The organism is Paraburkholderia sp. CNPSo 3274, from assembly GCF_024206475.1.
Taxonomy (GTDB): domain Bacteria; phylum Pseudomonadota; class Gammaproteobacteria; order Burkholderiales; family Burkholderiaceae; genus Paraburkholderia.
Window position 1 is genome coordinate 1 of sequence record NZ_JAMBPR010000113.1, and the last position, 17,152, is coordinate 17,152.

Annotated in this window: 14 protein-coding genes and 6 pseudogenes; 7 read left to right on the forward strand and 13 right to left on the reverse strand. The window is 58.3% G+C overall.

The window, feature by feature from the left end; genetic code table 11:
• Positions 1–294, reverse strand: a 294-nt coding sequence (locus M3I54_RS40315) for a hypothetical protein (protein ID WP_254345653.1), incomplete at its 3' end; no start/stop codon positions are given.
• Between M3I54_RS40315 and M3I54_RS40320 the strand changes: the two genes are divergently transcribed.
• The 6 genes and pseudogenes from M3I54_RS40320 to M3I54_RS40345 all read left to right on the forward strand — a co-directional run.
• Positions 279–668, forward strand: a complete 390-nt coding sequence (locus tag M3I54_RS40320; protein ID WP_254345654.1) for an Hsp20/alpha crystallin family protein — start codon at positions 279–281, stop codon at positions 666–668. The genes M3I54_RS40315 and M3I54_RS40320 overlap by 16 nt on opposite strands.
• A 126-nt stretch (positions 669–794) precedes the next feature.
• A pseudogene (locus M3I54_RS40325) lies at positions 795–1,056 on the forward strand (Hsp20/alpha crystallin family protein).
• Between the two features lie 82 nt (positions 1,057–1,138).
• Positions 1,139–1,384 carry a hypothetical protein gene (locus M3I54_RS40330; RefSeq protein WP_254345655.1) on the forward strand — a complete coding sequence of 82 codons (246 nt, stop codon included), beginning with the start codon at positions 1,139–1,141 and terminating at the stop codon, positions 1,382–1,384.
• A 294-nt stretch (positions 1,385–1,678) separates the two neighbouring features.
• Positions 1,679–2,518, forward strand: coding sequence for a universal stress protein (locus M3I54_RS40335; protein WP_254345656.1), 840 nt, complete (start codon positions 1,679–1,681; stop codon positions 2,516–2,518).
• A gap of 70 nt (positions 2,519–2,588) precedes the next feature.
• A pseudogene (locus tag M3I54_RS40340) lies at positions 2,589–2,823 on the forward strand (IS6 family transposase); the annotation flags it as partial.
• Between the two features lie 668 nt (positions 2,824–3,491).
• Positions 3,492–3,857: pseudogene (locus M3I54_RS40345) on the forward strand (group II intron reverse transcriptase/maturase); the annotation flags it as partial.
• Between the two features lie 10 nt (positions 3,858–3,867).
• Here the strand turns inward: M3I54_RS40345 and M3I54_RS40350 are convergent.
• Positions 3,868–6,183, reverse strand: coding sequence for a S9 family peptidase (locus M3I54_RS40350; RefSeq protein WP_254345658.1), 2,316 nt, complete (start codon positions 6,181–6,183; stop codon positions 3,868–3,870).
• 182 nt (positions 6,184–6,365) lie between these two features.
• Between M3I54_RS40350 and M3I54_RS40355 the strand changes: the two are divergent.
• A pseudogene (locus M3I54_RS40355) lies at positions 6,366–6,488 on the forward strand (IS6 family transposase); the annotation flags it as partial.
• 185 nt (positions 6,489–6,673) lie between these two features.
• Here M3I54_RS40355 and M3I54_RS40360 read toward each other — a convergent pair.
• From M3I54_RS40360 to M3I54_RS40410, 11 genes and pseudogenes are all read right to left on the reverse strand, one after another.
• Positions 6,674–7,381 (reverse strand): GntR family transcriptional regulator, encoded by a 708-nt coding sequence (locus M3I54_RS40360; protein ID WP_254345659.1) that lies wholly within the window; start codon positions 7,379–7,381, stop codon positions 6,674–6,676.
• Positions 7,382–7,453: 72 nt separating this feature from the next.
• Complete coding sequence (locus tag M3I54_RS40365) at positions 7,454–8,485, reverse strand: proline racemase family protein (RefSeq protein ID WP_254345660.1); 1,032 nt, start codon at positions 8,483–8,485, stop codon at positions 7,454–7,456.
• 11 nt (positions 8,486–8,496) lie between these two features.
• On the reverse strand, positions 8,497–9,978 hold the full coding sequence (locus tag M3I54_RS40370) for an aldehyde dehydrogenase family protein (RefSeq protein WP_254345661.1): 1,482 nt from the start codon (positions 9,976–9,978) through the stop codon (positions 8,497–8,499).
• A gap of 12 nt (positions 9,979–9,990) precedes the next feature.
• Entirely contained in the window at positions 9,991–11,262 is a 1,272-nt protein-coding gene (locus tag M3I54_RS40375; RefSeq protein ID WP_309249574.1) for an FAD-binding oxidoreductase, read from the reverse strand.
• Positions 11,263–11,279: 17 nt separating this feature from the next.
• Positions 11,280–12,296, reverse strand: a complete 1,017-nt coding sequence (locus M3I54_RS40380; protein WP_254345662.1) for a 4-hydroxyproline epimerase — start codon at positions 12,294–12,296, stop codon at positions 11,280–11,282.
• A 51-nt stretch (positions 12,297–12,347) separates the two neighbouring features.
• Entirely contained in the window at positions 12,348–13,226 is an 879-nt protein-coding gene (gene dapA / locus M3I54_RS40385) for a 4-hydroxy-tetrahydrodipicolinate synthase (RefSeq protein ID WP_254345663.1), read from the reverse strand.
• A 37-nt stretch (positions 13,227–13,263) separates the two neighbouring features.
• A complete protein-coding gene (locus M3I54_RS40390) occupies positions 13,264–13,929 on the reverse strand; it encodes an amino acid ABC transporter permease (RefSeq protein WP_254320749.1) in 666 nt (221 codons plus the stop codon).
• Positions 13,930–13,939: 10 nt separating this feature from the next.
• The gene (locus M3I54_RS40395) at positions 13,940–14,611 is read right to left on the reverse strand and encodes an amino acid ABC transporter permease (protein ID WP_254345664.1); all 672 of its coding nucleotides are present in this window, start codon (positions 14,609–14,611) and stop codon (positions 13,940–13,942) included.
• Positions 14,612–14,619: 8 nt separating this feature from the next.
• Positions 14,620–15,453: an amino acid ABC transporter ATP-binding protein gene (locus M3I54_RS40400; protein WP_254345665.1), complete on the reverse strand. Its 834-nt coding sequence runs from the start codon at positions 15,451–15,453 to the stop codon at positions 14,620–14,622.
• 418 nt (positions 15,454–15,871) lie between these two features.
• Positions 15,872–16,891, reverse strand: a pseudogene (locus M3I54_RS40405) (porin); the annotation flags it as partial.
• A gap of 52 nt (positions 16,892–16,943) precedes the next feature.
• A pseudogene (locus tag M3I54_RS40410) lies at positions 16,944–17,152 on the reverse strand (IS3 family transposase); the annotation flags it as partial.

A 17,152-nucleotide genomic window follows, 5' to 3' on the forward strand; every position in this document is an offset into this window, starting at 1 on the left:
TCGCTGCTGGTGCTCCACAACCTGCGGCCCGAGCGAATCGGTGGCCGCGCGTGGGCGCTCTGGTGGGCGCAGCACACCACACAGCTGTTGCCAGCCCTGCGCGCCGAGATCGAACGCGAATTCGAACGGCTGTTGCTCGCTGCCAGGCAGATCAGGGCGCTCGAGGTACAGCAGCAGCGCGAGGTGCGCAGCGGTGCGCAACCCGCGATTGCGCGGCTCGCGCGCCTTGCGGGTATCGGCACCGGCAGTGCATGGGTCCTGATCAGGGAACTGTTCGGTTGGCGGCAGTTTCACAACTCTTCGGTACTTTCCCCTCCAGTCTCCGGGCGAGCCGCCTCGGCCCATTTCCGCCCGTCAACATTGGCGCCACCGACGACTCGATTCAGATCGTCGCGTTTGCACCCGGCGTCAATGCGGCGGAACTCGACGTATCGATCGACAAGGGGCTGCTGACCATCAGCGGTGAGCGCAAGCCGGCCCAACCGGATACCGGCGAGGACTCACGAGTTTATGCGCAGGAGCGCTTCACTGGCGCGTTCCGTCGGGTTATCGAGCTGCCGGAGAACGCAGACCCCGACAAGGTTCAGGCGCGCTACGAGAATGGTTGCCTGTCGATCGCCATCGGCAAGCGCGAATCCTCGAAGTCTCGTGCCATCACCGTCCAGTAACTAGGGGAGCTGAAAATGAGCGATACCACTGAACTGAGCAAGCGCGAGCCGTCGGCGCGGCGGATGACGATTACCCCTGCCGTCGATATCTACGAGGACAGTCAGGGCGTCACACTCTGGGCTGACCTGCCTGGAGTCACCAGGGACAAGCTCGATGTGCGCGTCCATGACGGCAATCTCGCCATCGAGGCTGAGGCCGTCGTGCCAACGCCGGCAAATCTGCGGCTGCAGCATGCCGAGGTCCGTGAGCCGCGCTTTGCGCGCACCTTCACGCTCTCCCTTCGACACATCGAAGATCGAGGCAAATCTGAAGGATGGCGTACTGAAGCTCACGATCCCACGCCGTGACGAGGCGCGCCCGCGGCGGATCGAAGTGCGTACCGGCTGAAGTCAGCGCGTGGGGCAGCAACGGCAGGAAGCACAGCGGGTGGCGGCGGCCTCGCTGCCCCCCGCCGACAGCGCAGGCCCGGATGAGCAAGCTGTTCCCGACAGCGATGTCCGTGGCCAACATTGCGATGGCCGATTGCCACCGGCACCGAGATGCACGGCGGTGGTTTACCGCAGCAGAAGCGCCCCGCGATGCGCTGTCTTGTGCCGTCAGTCGGCCTGGAAAGGGAACATTCGCAGCCGCGGAGCGCAAGCTGGCCGCCCAAGCCGCTCCCGAGGCCTGGTCCGAAAACGTCGACGGTGGAAAAGCAGCGGTGCGGGTGCCATAACCGGTTCCCTGCCAGATTCCAGAGGAGGAAACGATGAATCCCGATCCGAAAAAGTGGAATCCCTTCAAGTTCCTTCGCGGGGCTGTGCGCAAGTCCGATGCAGACAGCGCAGAGAGCCCGCCGGCGAGCGAAAACGAACCAGGGCGCGCCCCCCTTCCCGACATTGCGCGACTGTCCTCACGCGAATCATGGCGCGCAGTGGAGGAGTTTTTTCATGACCCGTTTGCAGGCCGTAGCGCGCTCGAACGATGGTTCGGCGACTTCAGTTCATCACGCCGTTCGCTGGAGATCACGATGAGCTACAAAACGATCATGGTGCATATGGATACGAGCGCACGCGCAAGCGCACGACTCTCACTTGCATTGAAGCTGGCCCGCAGGTTTGGCGCGCATCTGGATGGACTGTTTGCGGCTTTCGAGCCGCACCCGCGCGAGTTTTACGTGATGGCTGGCACGGCCGACTATTACGACACGCACCGCAAGCTTCGCCGGGAACAGCGCGGCGCGATCGAGCGGCTCTTTCGCGCCGAACTGGCTCGTGCGCAGGTCGATGGCGCCAGGGTTACTCCAGAGGGCGATCCGGTCACGGCGGTCATGCAGCGCAGCCGGACCGCTGACCTCGTGATCCTCGGGCAAACCGACCAGGACGATCCGGAATCCTATATTGCTGAACACTTTCCGGAGACTGTGCTTCTCGGTGCGGGCGGACCCGTGTTGTTAATGCCGTACACAGGCAGCTTCGAATCGGTCGGCGAACGCGTCCTCGTGGCCTGGAACGGCAGCCGCGAGTCCGCTCGTGCGATTCACGACGCCATGCCTTTCTTCGCGCAGGCGGCCCATGTGACCATCGTGGCCGCTTCCACGACCTTTACGCCCGCCGAGTCGCAGACGTCGTGCACCGATCTCGCGGCCATGCTTGCGCGCCATGGCGCGACGACGGTCGATATCACCCGGTTCGACCGCGACGCAGCCGTATCCACAGGCGAAGCGCTGCTCAGTTATGCGGCCGACGGCGGCTACGATCTGCTCGTGATGGGTGCATACGGGCACGCACGCCTGCAGGAACTCGTATTGGGCGTCGTCACGCGCTCGATCCTTGCCACGATGACGCTGCCGCTACTCATGTCTCATTGAAGGGCTCTGGTGCAAATAGGGCGGGGGCGAATCGGTTAAGGTGTCGGGCTGAACGAATTGAGAACCGACGATGAGCAAGCTGAAGAGCCTGGACGAACTGTTTGCAGGCCGTCACTTTGACCGCGATGTGATCATTCTGTGTGTTCGTTGGTACCTGCGCTACAAGCTTGGCTTGCGCGATCTGGTGTCTGTCGCTGGCCCACACGACGATCCTGCGCTGGGTGCGGCGCTATACCCCCGAATTCGTCAAGCGATGGAACCACTTCGCAGCGCCTGCGGGACGGTCCTGGCGTGTTGACGAGACTTGTCGTACGCCCAGCCAACGTAGCCCGCCCACATGGGGGTGAAGTTGCTTGAGCATGTTTGGAATGCAGGACCCGGTGGATTTGAAGTTGCGGTACCGGGGCATGCACTTTCTCTGCTGCGAGAGAAAGTGAGCCGAAGCGGCGGTGACTTGCCGGACACTGGCAAGGTGACGAAGTCCGTGGGAAACGGAGCTTGCGGCGAAGCGGTTACGCCAAGATGAGCTTCTAGGCTGAGCATGGGACGGTTGAGGGACACGAACCTATTGAAACGCATCTGAGGGTTGAATCGTCACCCCTGCCTACACCGCTTAAGAGGCAGGACGCGGATCGGCGTTGGTCACAGGTATGGACTGGTGCCGCGAATGCTGGCTGGAGATGTATGCCGGCCGCCTGGAATCACGGAGAGCGCGCAGCTAGACCGTGGTGTCTGCGACGACTTGCGGCAAGCAAGGATAAAGACTGCGATAGGCAACCTCGCCCGTGCGTTGAGTCCGACATGTGAACTGGGGAAGGCTTGCATAGATGTCAAGGGAGTGTGCCCCCGATGATATGCAGGCTGGCGGAGCCCCCGTAGTAGTCCGAGGCCGGGAAAGCCGGCTACATGGCGAAGGGGGGCGGTTGAAGTGGTTTGCTGGGTTGATTAGCTGACCATAGTGAGGTGAAGACCTTTGATAATCAGTGAAATGCAAAGCAAACTGGCGACATGGTCGACGGAGGACAAAGAACGCAAGTTCGATCGACTTCTGAGACTGATTGCCGACAGGGTTTGGCTGAGCGAAGCGGCTCGCATTACGCTGGCTTCCAGCGGGGCTCGCACGCCAGGCGTGGACGGTGTCAGCAAGCGCATGATGGAGGAAAATCTCCAGCATGAATTGACGACGATACGCGACGAACTGTTGGCGGGCTCGTATAGTCCGCTACCGGCGCGCCGCGTGTACATCCCGAAAGCGAACGGCAAGCTCAGGCCACTCGGCATCCCGAGCCTGCGGGATCGAATTGTTCATCCTACGAACTCAATGTCACGGCGATCAGTATAAAGGGTCATCAACTCGACGGAAAATGCGTCGATGTGGCATTCCAATTAGGCGGATCTTGCCCGAAAACATTGCGAACGAAGAAATCCAGGAGCTTACGCTCGGTGAAGATACCGGGGGCTCCATGATCAGCACCAGGCACATAGACCATTTCGAATTCCTTTCCCGCCTTAATGAGACTGTCGGCGAGCGCAAAGGTGGAGGCCGGATCGACATTGTGGTCCATTTCGCCCACAACAAGCATAAGTTTGCCGTGCAGATTGTCGGCATTGTCGATGGCGGAGGACTGTGAGTATTCAATGCCGACGGGCCAGCCCATCCACTGTTCGTTCCACCATATCTTGTCCATACGGTTGTCATAGCAACCACTGTTGGCTACCGCAACCTTATAGAAGTCCGAATGGAATAGCAGTGCATCAATGGCGTTCTGGCCGCCAGCTGATGTACCGAAGATTCCCAAATTCGAGATGTCGTACCAGGGATATAGAGAGGCAGCCGCCTTATGCCACAGAATGCGATCGGGAAGGCCTGCATCTTTCAGATTCTTCCACGCGACGTCATGGAAAAGGCGTGAACGGTTGTTAGTGCCCATTCCGTCGATTTGCACAACGATAAAACCCAACTGGGTAAGGGGCTCTGTTGTGGTTGTGAATGACTTTGGGACGTGAGAGCCTTGCGGGCCGGCATATATATCCTCCACCACAGGATACTTCAGATGTGGATCGAATCTATCTGGTAGATGAATGATTCCCCAAATATCGGTCTTACCATCGCGCCCTTTGGCAACAAAATTAATTGGTGCTCTCCATCCATTAGATTCGAGTTGGGAGATGTCGGTGCTCTCGATCTGCATCAGTTTAGCGTTGTCTCTAGACCGGAAAAGCGCCATGCGTGGGGGAAGGTCGATACGCGACCAGAGGTCGACGTAGAATCTACCGTCAGGAGAAAACTCGATGTGATGATTGGCCGGTTCTGGCGTAAGTGATGTCAGCCCCTTTCCGTCGAAGCCAATTCGGTAGGCATGAACGAAATAAGGGTCCTCACCGAAATTCATTCCGCTTGCTTCAAACCAAATTTCCCTTCTGACTGGATCGATGTGGTCCACCGCGCGGACAATCCAGTCACCTTTGGTGATTTGGTTTTCTAAAACACCGGTACGACCATTAAAGAGGTACAGATGTTCAAATCCATCGCGCTCGGATGCCCAGATAATTTCCTCTCCATCATTAACATTGTAACGAAAGTGTTTTCCGGCATTTATTTGGTTATTTCTTAAATCTGTATAATCGACGAACGTGGAGCTGACCTCATCGATCAAAGAGCGCGTACGGCCGGTGGCTGCCTCCACCTCGATTACTCGGTAGAGCTGATGGCCGCGTTGGTTGTACTCAAATGTAAAGCCTCTCCCATCCTTCCACCAATTAATTTGGGAAAGGTCAAAAGGATTCGGGAACAAAGCATTGTCGATATTGACCATGCGCTTGTTGACTATGTCGAATAGTACCGGTTGCGGTCGCGGAAGAATATCTCCCGCTTTGGGATACGCTATTGTCTCATACCTGGCTTGATGGTTTGTTGTTGAGGAATTGACAAGCATGATTTGACGCGGTTGGCCGAGGGCGACACGGTAACCTGCGAGGTGATTGGAGTCAGGGGACCACTTTATGGATGAGAAGACGTAATTGTTCGCTTCTGTCCCGTCCGAACTTAACGGTACATTTACTGATCCGTCCTTACTCATTAGAAAGACGTTGTAGTTTTTGATATATGCTTTCCACTTGCCGTCCGGTGAATCGCTTGTGATTCGACTATCGCTTTCAGCCGTTGGCGTGAAGTAGTTATGAAATGACAAGATTTCGCCCTGAGAGATCCTAGTGCAGATGTAGCTTGAAAGATCACAACTCCACAGAACGGAATCAATGGAGAACAGCAACTGGTTGCCGTCTTGTCCGATTTCGAAGCGGTCAAAGGGCAGCCAATTGCCTCGGAAATTCGAGGAGGCCGCCTTATTTAATGCTTCGGCAAGGCGGCTATGATCGAAAGCCGGTTGCTTCTTCCCAGTTTTGATATTGAATTTAATAAACTGGCGCTCACCATGTGTCGTCCGTCGGTAGCCAAGGGTCTCGGGCGAAAGCCAGAAAGGGGGGGTATCGACGAAATTGACAATTTTATTCGAGTATTGATAATGACCTGTGAGAGCCCGCTGAAAGTCTGAGGGGGTAAGAGCAAAGGGGGGGTGTATGGTTCCGTTCCCCTGGTTGTCAGCAGCCGATAGCAACGTGCAGTAGGAAATTAGAAGCAGAGAGATGGTGACAATTTTTTGCATGGATGTTTGGCCTTGACTATGTTTAGGTTACGTCGTCGGCTTACCTTGCAGCAATTTTTACGCCATCAGTGAATGCGAGTGGGTATGATCAGTGTCCGCTGAGCGCAAGCGAGGCGACCGGTGAGGTTCTGTCGCGATAACGGGAAGTAGAATGGCCGGTTTTGGAAACCGCAAGTCAGCAGATGAATAAGCCAGCGAAGACGCCGCGCACGAGCCTGCCAGGCGGCATTGCCAATGTCCTCAAGCGCCTGCACCATCCGGTGGACGTGATTCTGCTGTGCGTGCGCTGGTACGTGGCGTACTCGCGCATCTGGCTCGCCCCGGGGTCATACTTCCGCCCCGGTGAGCCTGCATCCGAATGGTTCAGATTCAACGCCGCGACATCTGACGTCCCTGAACTTTGGACGTTTATGAAGGACTTGAGGCGCAGCGGCGACTAGCCCGAAAGGCGCGATGAGTACCGCGCAGTGACCAAGGCTCCGCTGCGCAATCAGACAACTGCCATTGATTCCGTCATATTCTGGCGCATGTAGTCCAGGAAGCGCTTCTGGAAGAGCATCGTGTGTTCGTGCGCGAGTCTTTCGGCCAAATCGGCATCCTTTCGCGTAATGGCGTCGATGATTTCCGCGTGGTCACGCCCCAGTTTCGTCGCGTTAGCTGACGTCACGGTGAAGTCGAAATGGAGATGCGTAAGGCGCTGTCCCTCACCCAAAAGTCGCTCGTAATACCCCACAAAATAGGGATTGTTCGCCGCATGCGCGATTTCGATGTGCAGAGCCTTGTTCGTCTCTGTCAGCGCTTCCGAGTCGCCACTATCAACCGCGCGCATGTAGGCATCGTCAGCCTTCTGGATGCGGACCAGGTCATCATCCGTACGATAGAGCGCGGCTAGCCGGGTCACCGCGCGCTGGATAAGGTCAAGGGCAGAAATGTATTTGGGAAACTCTTCAATTTCCAGTGGCGTCACCAGCGTCGTCCGATTCGGCAGGATGGTGACCATACCTTCGCTGATAAGTCGCGCCAGCGCGTCGCGCACAGGCGAGCGCGAAAGGCCGAATTGCGCCGCAAGCGAAACTTCGTCTAACGGAGCGCCAGGCTTGAGTTGCAGCGTCAGAATCTGCCTGCGCAACTCTTCGTAGATATATCGTCCGCCATGGCGACGGACATTGACCTCTGCCTCACTCGTATCTTTGCTCATCGTCTTACCGCCATCGTCGTGGGCCCGGAAGGACGGGCGTGCATTAAAGTTTAACATCGAGCGCCCTGCCCTTCAGACCTTAGGAAATCCCGAGCCCCACGTGTCGCTCAGCATGAACCCGGCAGCCAGCGGGTCGTCCGGGTCAACCCCAATCTGCTGGATGCCGTAAATCCAGGCACGGCCCTGTACACGCGGCAGAACCGCAGGCCGACCGCCGACTTCCGTCTTGCCTAGCAGCTCGACGGAGAATTCACCCCCAATTGTCGAGCGCGACTTCAGTTTCGTACCCACTTCCGCCAGACCACGCGCGGCGAGCGTCGCGAGGTTTGCCGAACTTCCCGTACCGCAGGGCGATCTGTCCACCCGGCCAGGAGGCAAAGTCGTGCACGTCTGGTAGAGCCCGTTGCTCACACGATTACGGAACATCACGTAGGCCACTTCGTTTATCTGAGGGTAAAGCGGATGCTGAACCGTTATCTGCTGATTGATGACGCCCTTCAGCGACACCCCCAGCTCGGCGAGCTCGCGCGCATTCGCTGGGGCAATCGTCAGTCCCACCTGCTCAACGTCAACGAGCGCGTAGTAGACACCGCCAAAGGCGATGTCGGCCCGGATTTTCCCGAACTGCGCGGTTTCGATGGTAACGTCAAGCTGCTCGACGAACGACGGCACCATATCCAGCGAAACACCAGTGCAGCGGCCGTCCCTGCATGTCGCACGAGCGGTCACCAGGCCTGCCGGCGTATCCAGCACGACGATCGTTTCCGGCTCCGCCATCTCGACCATGCCAAGCTCAAGCAATGCGGTGACAACACAGATAGCATTGCTCCCAGACATCGGGTGCGCCTTGTCCGCCTGCAGCACGATGAAGCCAGCGTGCGCTTCCGGTCGCGTCGGCGGCAGCAACAGATTGACCGACATCTGGAGGCAGCCCCGCGGCTCCAGCACGACGAGCCTGCGAAGGCTGTCGTCTACCTCGTTGATGTAGTTCATCTTGTCGAGCATGGTCTCCCCCGGGATCCCTACGACCCCGCCGGTGATGACCTTGCCAATCTCGCCTTCGCAATGCACGTCTACGAGTTGAAGCGTCTTTTTCCAGCGCATGATTGCCCACCTTACTTGATGTACCAGCCCCACGGCTTGTCGCTGTCGTACCGGGTAATCTGCTTCGTTTCCAGGTAGTTATTCAGACCCCACTCGCCGAGCTCGCGACCGATACCGCTCTGCTTGTAACCGCCCCACGGCGCCTCCGTAAAAGTCGGCTGAGAGCAGTTAATCCAGACGATACCCGCACGGAGATTGCGTGCAACACGCTCGCAGCGCTGCATATCACGTGACATCACCGCCGCGCCAAGGCCAAAGCGCGAGTCATTGGCTGAACGCACCGCTTCAGCTTCGTCGTCGAACGGCCGGATGCACACGACCGGGCCGAAAATCTCCTCGTTCCACACCCAGGACTCAGCGGGGACGTCGGCAAAGACCACGGGCTCCATGAAGTAGCCCTTGTCGAGGTGTTTGGGCCTGCTGCCACCCGTGACAAGACGGGCTCCCTCATCCTTGCCGCGCTGGACAGCATCGAGCACTTTCTCATACTGGCCCTTGCTGACAAGAGGCCCGAGCAGCACGCCGTCTTCAAGGCCGTTACCGATGGTGATTTTCCGCGCTTCTTCTTCGAGCCGCTCAAGCAGGCGTTCGTAGATGCCACGCTGTACGAGCACGCGCGACGTAGCAGAGCAAACTTCGCCCTGGTTCCAGAAAATGCCGAACATAATCCACTCGACTGCGGCATCGATGTCGCTATCGTCAAAGACGATGAACGGCGACTTGCCGCCCAGTTCGAGACTGACGTTCTTGATGTCGCGAGCGGCGGCCTGCATGATGCGGCTTCCGGTCGGCACGCTTCCCGTGAAAGCTAGCTTGTCGACTCCCCGGTGTTCGGCCAACGGCGCACCGGCATCTTTGCCGAAGCCGGTCACTACGTTCAGCACGCCGGGTGGCAGGTCCGCTGCTGCCGCAATGTCGGCAAGTTCGAGCGCCGTGAGCGGCGTAAGCTCGGACGGCTTGAGGACCATCGTGCACCCCGCCGCGAGCGCAGGTGCGACTTTCCATGCAGCCATGAGCATGGGGAAGTTCCATGGAATGATGGCGCCAGCCACACCAATGGGCTCTTTACGAGCGACCGAACTGAAGCGGTCATCGGACAGCGCGACTGGTGCCTCGCTGTTTTCGTCGAGTTTCTCGGCAAGGCCCGCGTAGAAGTCGAAGCACCCGGCCGCATCACCGAGGTCCCAGAGCGCTTCCGGGAGCGGCTTGCCGTTGTCGCGCACCTCAATTTCAGCGAGTTCCTGCAAACGGTCGCGAATGCCCTTGCCAATCCGGCGAAGGACGGCCGCGCGCTCTGCGCCACTCATGCGCGGCCACGGACCTTCGTCGAACGCTTTGCGCGCAGCCTTGACTGCGAGGTCGACATCTTCGGAAGTCGCGGCCGCGACCTTAGCGATGACCTGCTCGTTACTCGGGTCGACGGTTTCGAAGTGACCGTTGTGCACGGGCGCCACCCAGCGACCATCGATATAGAGTTTTTCGTACGATTTCATGAGTTCGTCTCGTCAGGAGAAGCGATAGGCGCTAAAAGGCGCAAGGTTCTGCTTTGTTGGACGGCCGGCAACCATGTCCGCAATCAGCCGGCCAGTTGTCGCGCCAAGCGTCAGGCCAAGCTGACCGTGTCCAAACGCCATGAAGACATTACCCAGTCTGCGCGAGCGGTCAATGATGGGCTTCGTGTCCGGCAGGAATGGACGATAGCCCACGCCGTACTCGACATTCGAGGTCTGTAGCTCGGGCAGGATGCGCTTTGCCTTCTCGAGGATGATGTCCGCGCGCTTGAAGTTCGGTCTCGCACCGTTACCTGCGAACTCGATAGTTCCGCCAATCTGTAGGCCGCGAGTTATGGGAGTGAAGCAAAAGCCACCGTCTGCGTAGATAGTCGAATGCCGAATCTCCACGCCGGGGTCGGAAACGACGGCCTGGTAACCAGCGATTCCTTCCAGTGGCACACTTACGCCGAGAGAGCCGAAGAAACGTCGCGCTCCTGTGCCTGCCGCCACAACAACGTGCTGAACTGCGATTCGTTCGCCATTCGCAAGGGCAACGCCGGTTGCGTGACCGTTGGACTCGTCTATCCTGCTAGCCTCGGTTCGGACGCGGCGACCACCTTGCGCGATGAAGCTTTCCGTCAGTGCCGCAATGAATCCCATCGTGTCGCTCACCGCACGCCAGTCAGGGAAAAGCAGCCCGTGGGCGAACTTGCCGGCGAGTGCAGGCTCAAGGTCGCCGATGTCTTCTGCATTCAGGCGCTGTGATTTGAAACCGAGCGACTCACGCAGTTCCAGGTGTGGCTGCTCATGAGCGATGCCACTCGGGTCGTCGAATACTTCGATGATGGGACGCTCACCCATGAGTGCCTTGTCGCCGCACGCGTCCAGCAGCGGAGCGTAGTCCTCATAGACATCGCGTGTCAGCGTCGCCATGGACTGAGCGATGTCGACAATCTTCGAATGCCGCGCGCACATGAGAAACCGTACGAACCACGGAACAATCCCGGGAAGCGCGCTCGGACGAAGTGCAAGTGGACCTTTCTGGTCCATCAGCCAGCCCGGTATTTTCATAAGGATGCCGGGCTTCGAAAGCGGGATGATTTCGCTCACCGCCATCTGCCCACAGCTCCACTTCGCTGTACTGTTGCCGGGTTCTTCCGGGTCGATGAGCGTAACCACATAGCCGGCGCGCTGAAGATACAGCGCGCAGCACACGCCAACGATTCCACCGCCTATCACCACGGCGGCTTCGCCCAATGAGGCAACCGGCTCGTGCGATGGCATTTCACGAGGAACTGCGTTCAATTCACATACTCCTGCAGACTGAAGCCATGAGCGTACGGCTGTGAGTCGTCGACGTAATGTTCCGCCCGCCCCGTCACCCAGGCACGCCCTTCCACACTCGGCAAAACCGCATCGAGACCAATCTTGAGTTGTGTTGTCGATTCGACCCGACCGATAAAGCAGCTGCCAATCAGGCTCTGATGCCGGAAGGGTTCTTTTTCGCGAAGCAAACCCCGCGCATGGCGCTGGGCCACCCGCGCTGACGTTCCGGTACCGCATGGCGAGCGGTCAATCAGGCTTTCGCCCGCGATAACCACCGCTCGGGCATCTGCGCCTTCCGAGACAGGTGCGCCGGTCCACATGACGTGCCTCACCCCGCGAATGCCTGGGTTATCGGGGTGAACCACGTCGATTGCTTCGTTCACCGCAGATTGCATCTGGCGGCCCCATTCCAGCAGTTCCTCTGGAGAAAAGTGCTCGCAGCCAGGGAAGTTCTGTTGCACTTCCACGATAGGATAGAAATTGCCGCCGTAAGCAATGTCGATATTCAGCGTCCCGAAATGCGGGTGCCGGATTTCGACATCACGATGAAGCAGGAAGCTCGGCACGTTCGTGAAGCGGACCGAAGCGACCCGGCTACCGTCCATCTCGTACCTGGCGGTGAGCTTCCCTGCGGGCACATCGACAATGACGGTGCCGGCGGCTCGCGGGCGGACGAGACCAGCTTCGAGTGCAAACGAAACAGAGCCAATCGAGGCGTGACCGCACATCGGCAGGCAACCTGAAGTCTCGATGAAAAGCAGGCTCATATCGGCATCGTCGGAAACCGGCGGATGCAGAAGCGTGCCAGACATATAGGCGTGTCCACGCGGTTCCAGCATCAGCGCACGCCGAATCCAGTCATGCCTTTCGACAAACGCTTCGCGGCGCGCCTCCATGGTCGCGCCCGCAAGCAATGGAGTTCCGTCAATCACCATGCGAACGGGCATACCTTCGGTATGCCCCTCGATGCTCATGAAACTGTATTTGCTCATCCGGAATCCCTGGAAGAGTGACTTGCCGGCGGACCAAGCCGCCGACGTTTGTCAGCCTTGCGCCGCCTCGAAGACGGCGCGAAAGTCGGCCTTCTCTTCGGCAGTCAGCGGCTGCAGCGGCATACGCGCTGCGCCGACCTTGAACCCGGCCAGTTCGCAGCCGTACTTCACCTTCTGGACAAACTTGCCCGCCTCCATGGTCGCCATGACCGGGAACAGCGAGCGCATCACGTCCTGCGCGCCGCGGATGTCGCCTGCTGTGAACTTGTTGTAGAAGTCGACCACCGGCTTGACGAAGCAGTTTGCCGGACCGCAAATCCAGCTGGTCGCGCCCCACAGGAAGAAGTCCAGTGCCTGGTCGTCGGAACCACACGACAGCTGGTAGTGGTCCTTGTACTTTTCCCCGATTTCGATGGCACGCAGCAGGTTACCGCTGCTCTCCTTGATGCCAATGACACGCGGGTTGTCCTTGAACGCGTCCAGCACACCGAAGCCCACTTCCACGTTAGTGCGAACCGGGTAGTTGTACAGGACCACGTTGACGTCCGGCACCGCTTCGAGAATCGCCTGATAGTGGCCAATGAGTTCTTCCTGCGACGGCAGAGCGTAGTACGGCGGCGCAATCAGAACGTTCGTATAACCTGCGTCGCGCACCAGACGCGTCTGCTCGATAACTTCGCGGGTGCACGAGCCGTTTGCCCCACCGATGAGCATGCCACGGTCGCCGACGACTTCCAGAACCGTCTTCAGAATGGCGCGACGCTCATCGTGCGTCAGGGCGTAGTATTCGCCCGTGCTGCCAAGCGGCACGAAGCCGTTCACACCAGCTTTCAGCTGAAATTCGAGGATGTTCGCGAGGGTGTCATGGTCGACAGCGCCCGACGCGTTGAACGGCGTAACGAGCGCCGGCAGGATACCTTTCATCTGCATGTGTTTCTCCACTTCACGAAGGAAAGATTGGGGGGGGTTAGTAGGCAAAGCGCCTGAGCAATTTCGTCTCAACCACGCCGACGAGACGCGTCAGCGGGAAAGCGACAAAGAAGTAAATCATTGCGACCGTTGTCAGGAACTCGACCGGCCGTGCGGTGCTATTCGAAATGTTCTGGCCTACGAACATCAGGTCTGCTACACCCACAGATGAGATGAGTGCGCTCTCCTTGAACAAGCTGACGACGTTTGAGAGCAAGGGAGGAATTGCTCTCAGGAGCGCCTGAGGAAATATCACGTACAGAATCTTCGCTTGCGGTGTCAGGCTAAGCGCGATGCACGCGTCGTGTTGCTCCGACGAGATAGACTTCAGTGCGCCGCGGAACGTCTCGCTCGTAATGGCCGCCATGTATAGGGTGAGCGAAATGACCACCGACGCGTACGGCGGAATCGGAATCCGGAACACGACTGGAAAACAGAAGAAAACCCAGAAAAGCTGAATGAGCAGCGGCGTCCCTCTGAAGAATTCGACGTACAGTGTCGTGACTGTTTTCATCCATCGAGACGGCGACATACGGAGCAGACTGAGAACAAATCCTGCCAGACTGCCAATGACGGAACAGCTGCTGGTGATTGCAAGCGTCAAACCCAGCCCCTTGAGCAGGACCAGCCAGTACGGCAGCACAGAAGAAAAATCAAGATTCATGGTCTTCTCCTTAGCGCTGATGTGCCAGTTCCTGGCGACGCTCAATCACGTGGACGAGTCTCGCTATTGGAAGCGAAAGCGCGAAGTAAATGAGAGCGACGACCGTGTAGGTTTCGAGAGGCCGATAGGCCTGAGTTGCCAGGCTCTTGCCGACGTACATCAGGTCAGCGACTGCGACAATCGCGACGAGCGCACTTTGCTGCAGGCTGCCAATGCCGTTAGTCATGAGGACGGGCATTGCGTTGCGAAGTGCCTGCGGCAGGACCACGTAGAAGGTACGCTGCCATGGTCTCAATCCCAACGCGACGCACGCATCCAGGTGCTCTTTCGGTACTGCCTGCACCCCCGCCCGGTAGGCTTCCGCATTGAAGGCGGTGAGGTTCAGGCCGAGTGCCAGAATGCCCATGACAATGGGGTCAATGAACACGTTGACCATCATCGGAATGCAGTAGAAGAACCACACGATCTGGAGCAGCGCCGGAGTGCACCGGAAGAATTCGATGAACAGCTGCGCGGGCCAGCGAACGATAACCCAGCGGCTCATGGCGAGCAGGCAGAGAAGAAAACCTAACACGAGGCCCATGATGTTTGAGGCAACAGCGAGTTCGATGGTGACCTTAAGGCCTTCGAGCAGGGACCCGAAGCTTCCTTCCAGGAAGTGGAAGTCAAACTGGTAGTTCATGGTCGGCCTCAGTCGAGATGCAGAACTTTCTCGAGGAATTCCCGCGTACGAGCTTCCTTCGGGCACTTGAACATCTCCGCCGGGGCGCCCTGCTCGACGATTTTTCCTCCGGCACAAAAGACCACACGTGTCGCGATGTCCCGGGCGAAATGCATGTCATGCGTGACGATAATCATCGCCATCTTCTGCTCGGCCAACTGCAGCATCACGTTTTGCACTTCAATGACCATCTCGGGGTCGAGGGCCGACGTCACTTCATCGAAGAGCATCAGCTTCGGTTCGAGCATGAGCGCCCGTGCGATGGCCACCCGCTGCTTCTGCCCCCCCGAGAGCTGGCTCGGATACGCGTGAAGTTTGCTTTCGAGCCCCAGGCGCGCAAGGTACGTACGAGCGCGCTCGGTCGCCTTCGCTTTTGAGAGACCCGCGGTTTTTACAGGCGCGAGGATGAGGTTGCCCAGCACGGAAAGGTGCGGAAATAGCGTGTAGTGCTGGAACACCATTCCAATCTGCTTCTGCAGCTTTGCGTCGATACGCTTCGAGCGCCCAGAATCGGCGCCGTAGATGTACGGCTTGCCCTCGAAGCCAATCTGCCCGCCCTGAATACCTTCCAGCCCCATCATGACGCGCAGCAGCGAACTCTTGCCACTTCCGCTCGGGCCAATGATGACCAGGCGGTCATCCGCGCGCATGTCGAGACTCAAACGGTCCATGACGACCAGGTTTTCGCCGTAGCGCTTGTAGACATCCCGGAATTGCACGAAGTCTCCCGTCGTCGACGGGGAGAAGTCAAAGACGGACGAGGGAGTGCCAGGTCTGGCAGCCATGGTTTTCGGTGACAACATGAAATCTCTCCAGCGGAGCGCGCCGGGAAGGACGCGATGTGTGAATGGAATCTGCCCTTTGACGACTGGCCCTGAATCCTTCGCGATGTCAGCCCCCGGCGCATTTCGCGCCTGCAGGCCGAGCGCCATACTTCTAACTAACTGCCGCGACTATCGCGTACAACACCACCTTTAGGATACAAGTCTGCACCTCTTACTGTGTGCAACGTTGTACACATAGTAGAAAGTCAAAAGGTGGTCGTCAACGACTGATTGGGGATTTCCAGGGAAAACACGGGGGAAAGTGGCCCCTCGATAGCCGCCGAAACGGGTGGCCTCAGCTGGAGGCCGTGGGCAGCAAGCCCGATGCGTGGTGCCAATGCGACGAGCGGCAGAACGCCTGTGCGCTCTGCCGCAATTGAGGGCGATACCGAATTCGTCAGAACTTATGCCGGATGGCCGCGCGCAGGACGAGCTGGTTCGAGGTGGATGAAACGACGTCCGAGCCTGGCACGTACGCGACGTCGAGGACCGTGCCCGTCTTGTCGCCCCCTGCGTGCTGATAACCACCCTGCAAATAGACGTCTGTTCGCTTCGACAGGTTGTAGTCCGCCATCATCCCGGCGGTGTGGAACACTGGATGCAGTTTGCCGCTGGTTGCATCAAAACTGGTACGCGTGTACGTGTACGCAGCACCGACGAAAAACGCTGGGGTGATTTGGTATTTTGCGTTGACTTCAAAGTTGCTAAACCTGAGCGAAGATAAAGTCGCGCCTCCGGTCGGGGTGATTGCACCGACATAACCCGAGCTGAGAGGTTGCACGACGTAGGTATTCGTGTATGCGAATCCCAGCGTTGCGCTGCCAAAGGTGTAATTGAGCCCAGCACCGATGATACGGAGCTTGTTCGCGTGAAAATTCTCATCGCCGCCTTTGTTGATTGCGCCAGTGGCCGTCGCCGAGGGATTGTTCGCCTGAAGATAGGCTGCGGCGAACAGCAAACCGCCGGTCGCGTATTGCATGCCCACGCTGTACTGGCGATTGTTCGCAAAATTCGTGTCGTTGCTGAAGCTGTATGTGCCGCCAAATTGCAGGCCCAAAAAGCTCGGGCTCGTGTATTTGACGGTGTTGTTCACACGGAATGTGTTGTCGGTATTGTCGTTATCGTATGGGTGCGCAAAAAGATAGCCGCCCCAATTGCCGTTCGCGGTCGTCTGAGCGAGATAGTCGACAACGGAGTCGTACTGGCGCCCCAAAGTCACAGTGCCAAACCGCTCGCTTGCCAGACCGACGTAAGCTTGTCGGCCAAACATCAAGCCGCCTTGCCCAAGCTTCCCGCTGTTCACATCAAAGCCGTTTTCAAGCTGGAAAACCGTCTTCAACCCTCCGCCAAGGTCTTCCGTCCCCTTCAGACCCCAGCGGCTACCCTGGACGTAGCCGCTCTGAAGCTCGTAGACCCTTCCCTTGAGCCCTTGAACCGCCCCGGGTTTCCCGGAGGCTGTTTTGCTTGAGTCACGCCGCGATGGCGGACCCAGCGAGTTTTGAATAATAAGCGGCTTCTGCCTCGGCAGGTGGAATGTTGCCGATGGGGCCGAATAGTCGACGATTGTTGAACCAGTCAACCCATTCGAGCGTCGCCATTTCAACGGCCTGCGGATTGCGCCACGGTCCGAGGCGATGGATCACCTCTGCCTTGTACAAGCCGTTGATCGTTTCAGCCA

Bases quoted from the DNA above. Each gene is read 5' to 3' on its own strand.
- M3I54_RS40330 (WP_254345655.1), top strand. From the start codon at position 1,139: ATGAGCAAGCTGTTCCCGACAGCGATGTCCGTGGCCAACATTGCGATG.
- M3I54_RS40335 (WP_254345656.1), top strand. From the start codon at position 1,679: ATGAGCTACAAAACGATCATGGTGCATATGGATACGAGCGCACGCGCA.
- M3I54_RS40350 (WP_254345658.1), bottom strand. From the start codon at position 6,183: ATGCAAAAAATTGTCACCATCTCTCTGCTTCTAATTTCCTACTGCACG.
- M3I54_RS40360 (WP_254345659.1), bottom strand. From the start codon at position 7,381: ATGAGCAAAGATACGAGTGAGGCAGAGGTCAATGTCCGTCGCCATGGC.
- M3I54_RS40365 (WP_254345660.1), bottom strand. From the start codon at position 8,485: ATGCGCTGGAAAAAGACGCTTCAACTCGTAGACGTGCATTGCGAAGGC.
- M3I54_RS40370 (WP_254345661.1), bottom strand. From the start codon at position 9,978: ATGAAATCGTACGAAAAACTCTATATCGATGGTCGCTGGGTGGCGCCC.
- M3I54_RS40375 (WP_309249574.1), bottom strand. From the start codon at position 11,262: ATGCCATCGCACGAGCCGGTTGCCTCATTGGGCGAAGCCGCCGTGGTG.
- M3I54_RS40380 (WP_254345662.1), bottom strand. From the start codon at position 12,296: ATGAGCAAATACAGTTTCATGAGCATCGAGGGGCATACCGAAGGTATG.
- dapA (WP_254345663.1), bottom strand. From the start codon at position 13,226: ATGCAGATGAAAGGTATCCTGCCGGCGCTCGTTACGCCGTTCAACGCG.
- M3I54_RS40390 (WP_254320749.1), bottom strand. From the start codon at position 13,929: ATGAATCTTGATTTTTCTTCTGTGCTGCCGTACTGGCTGGTCCTGCTC.
- M3I54_RS40395 (WP_254345664.1), bottom strand. From the start codon at position 14,611: ATGAACTACCAGTTTGACTTCCACTTCCTGGAAGGAAGCTTCGGGTCC.
- M3I54_RS40400 (WP_254345665.1), bottom strand. From the start codon at position 15,453: ATGTTGTCACCGAAAACCATGGCTGCCAGACCTGGCACTCCCTCGTCC.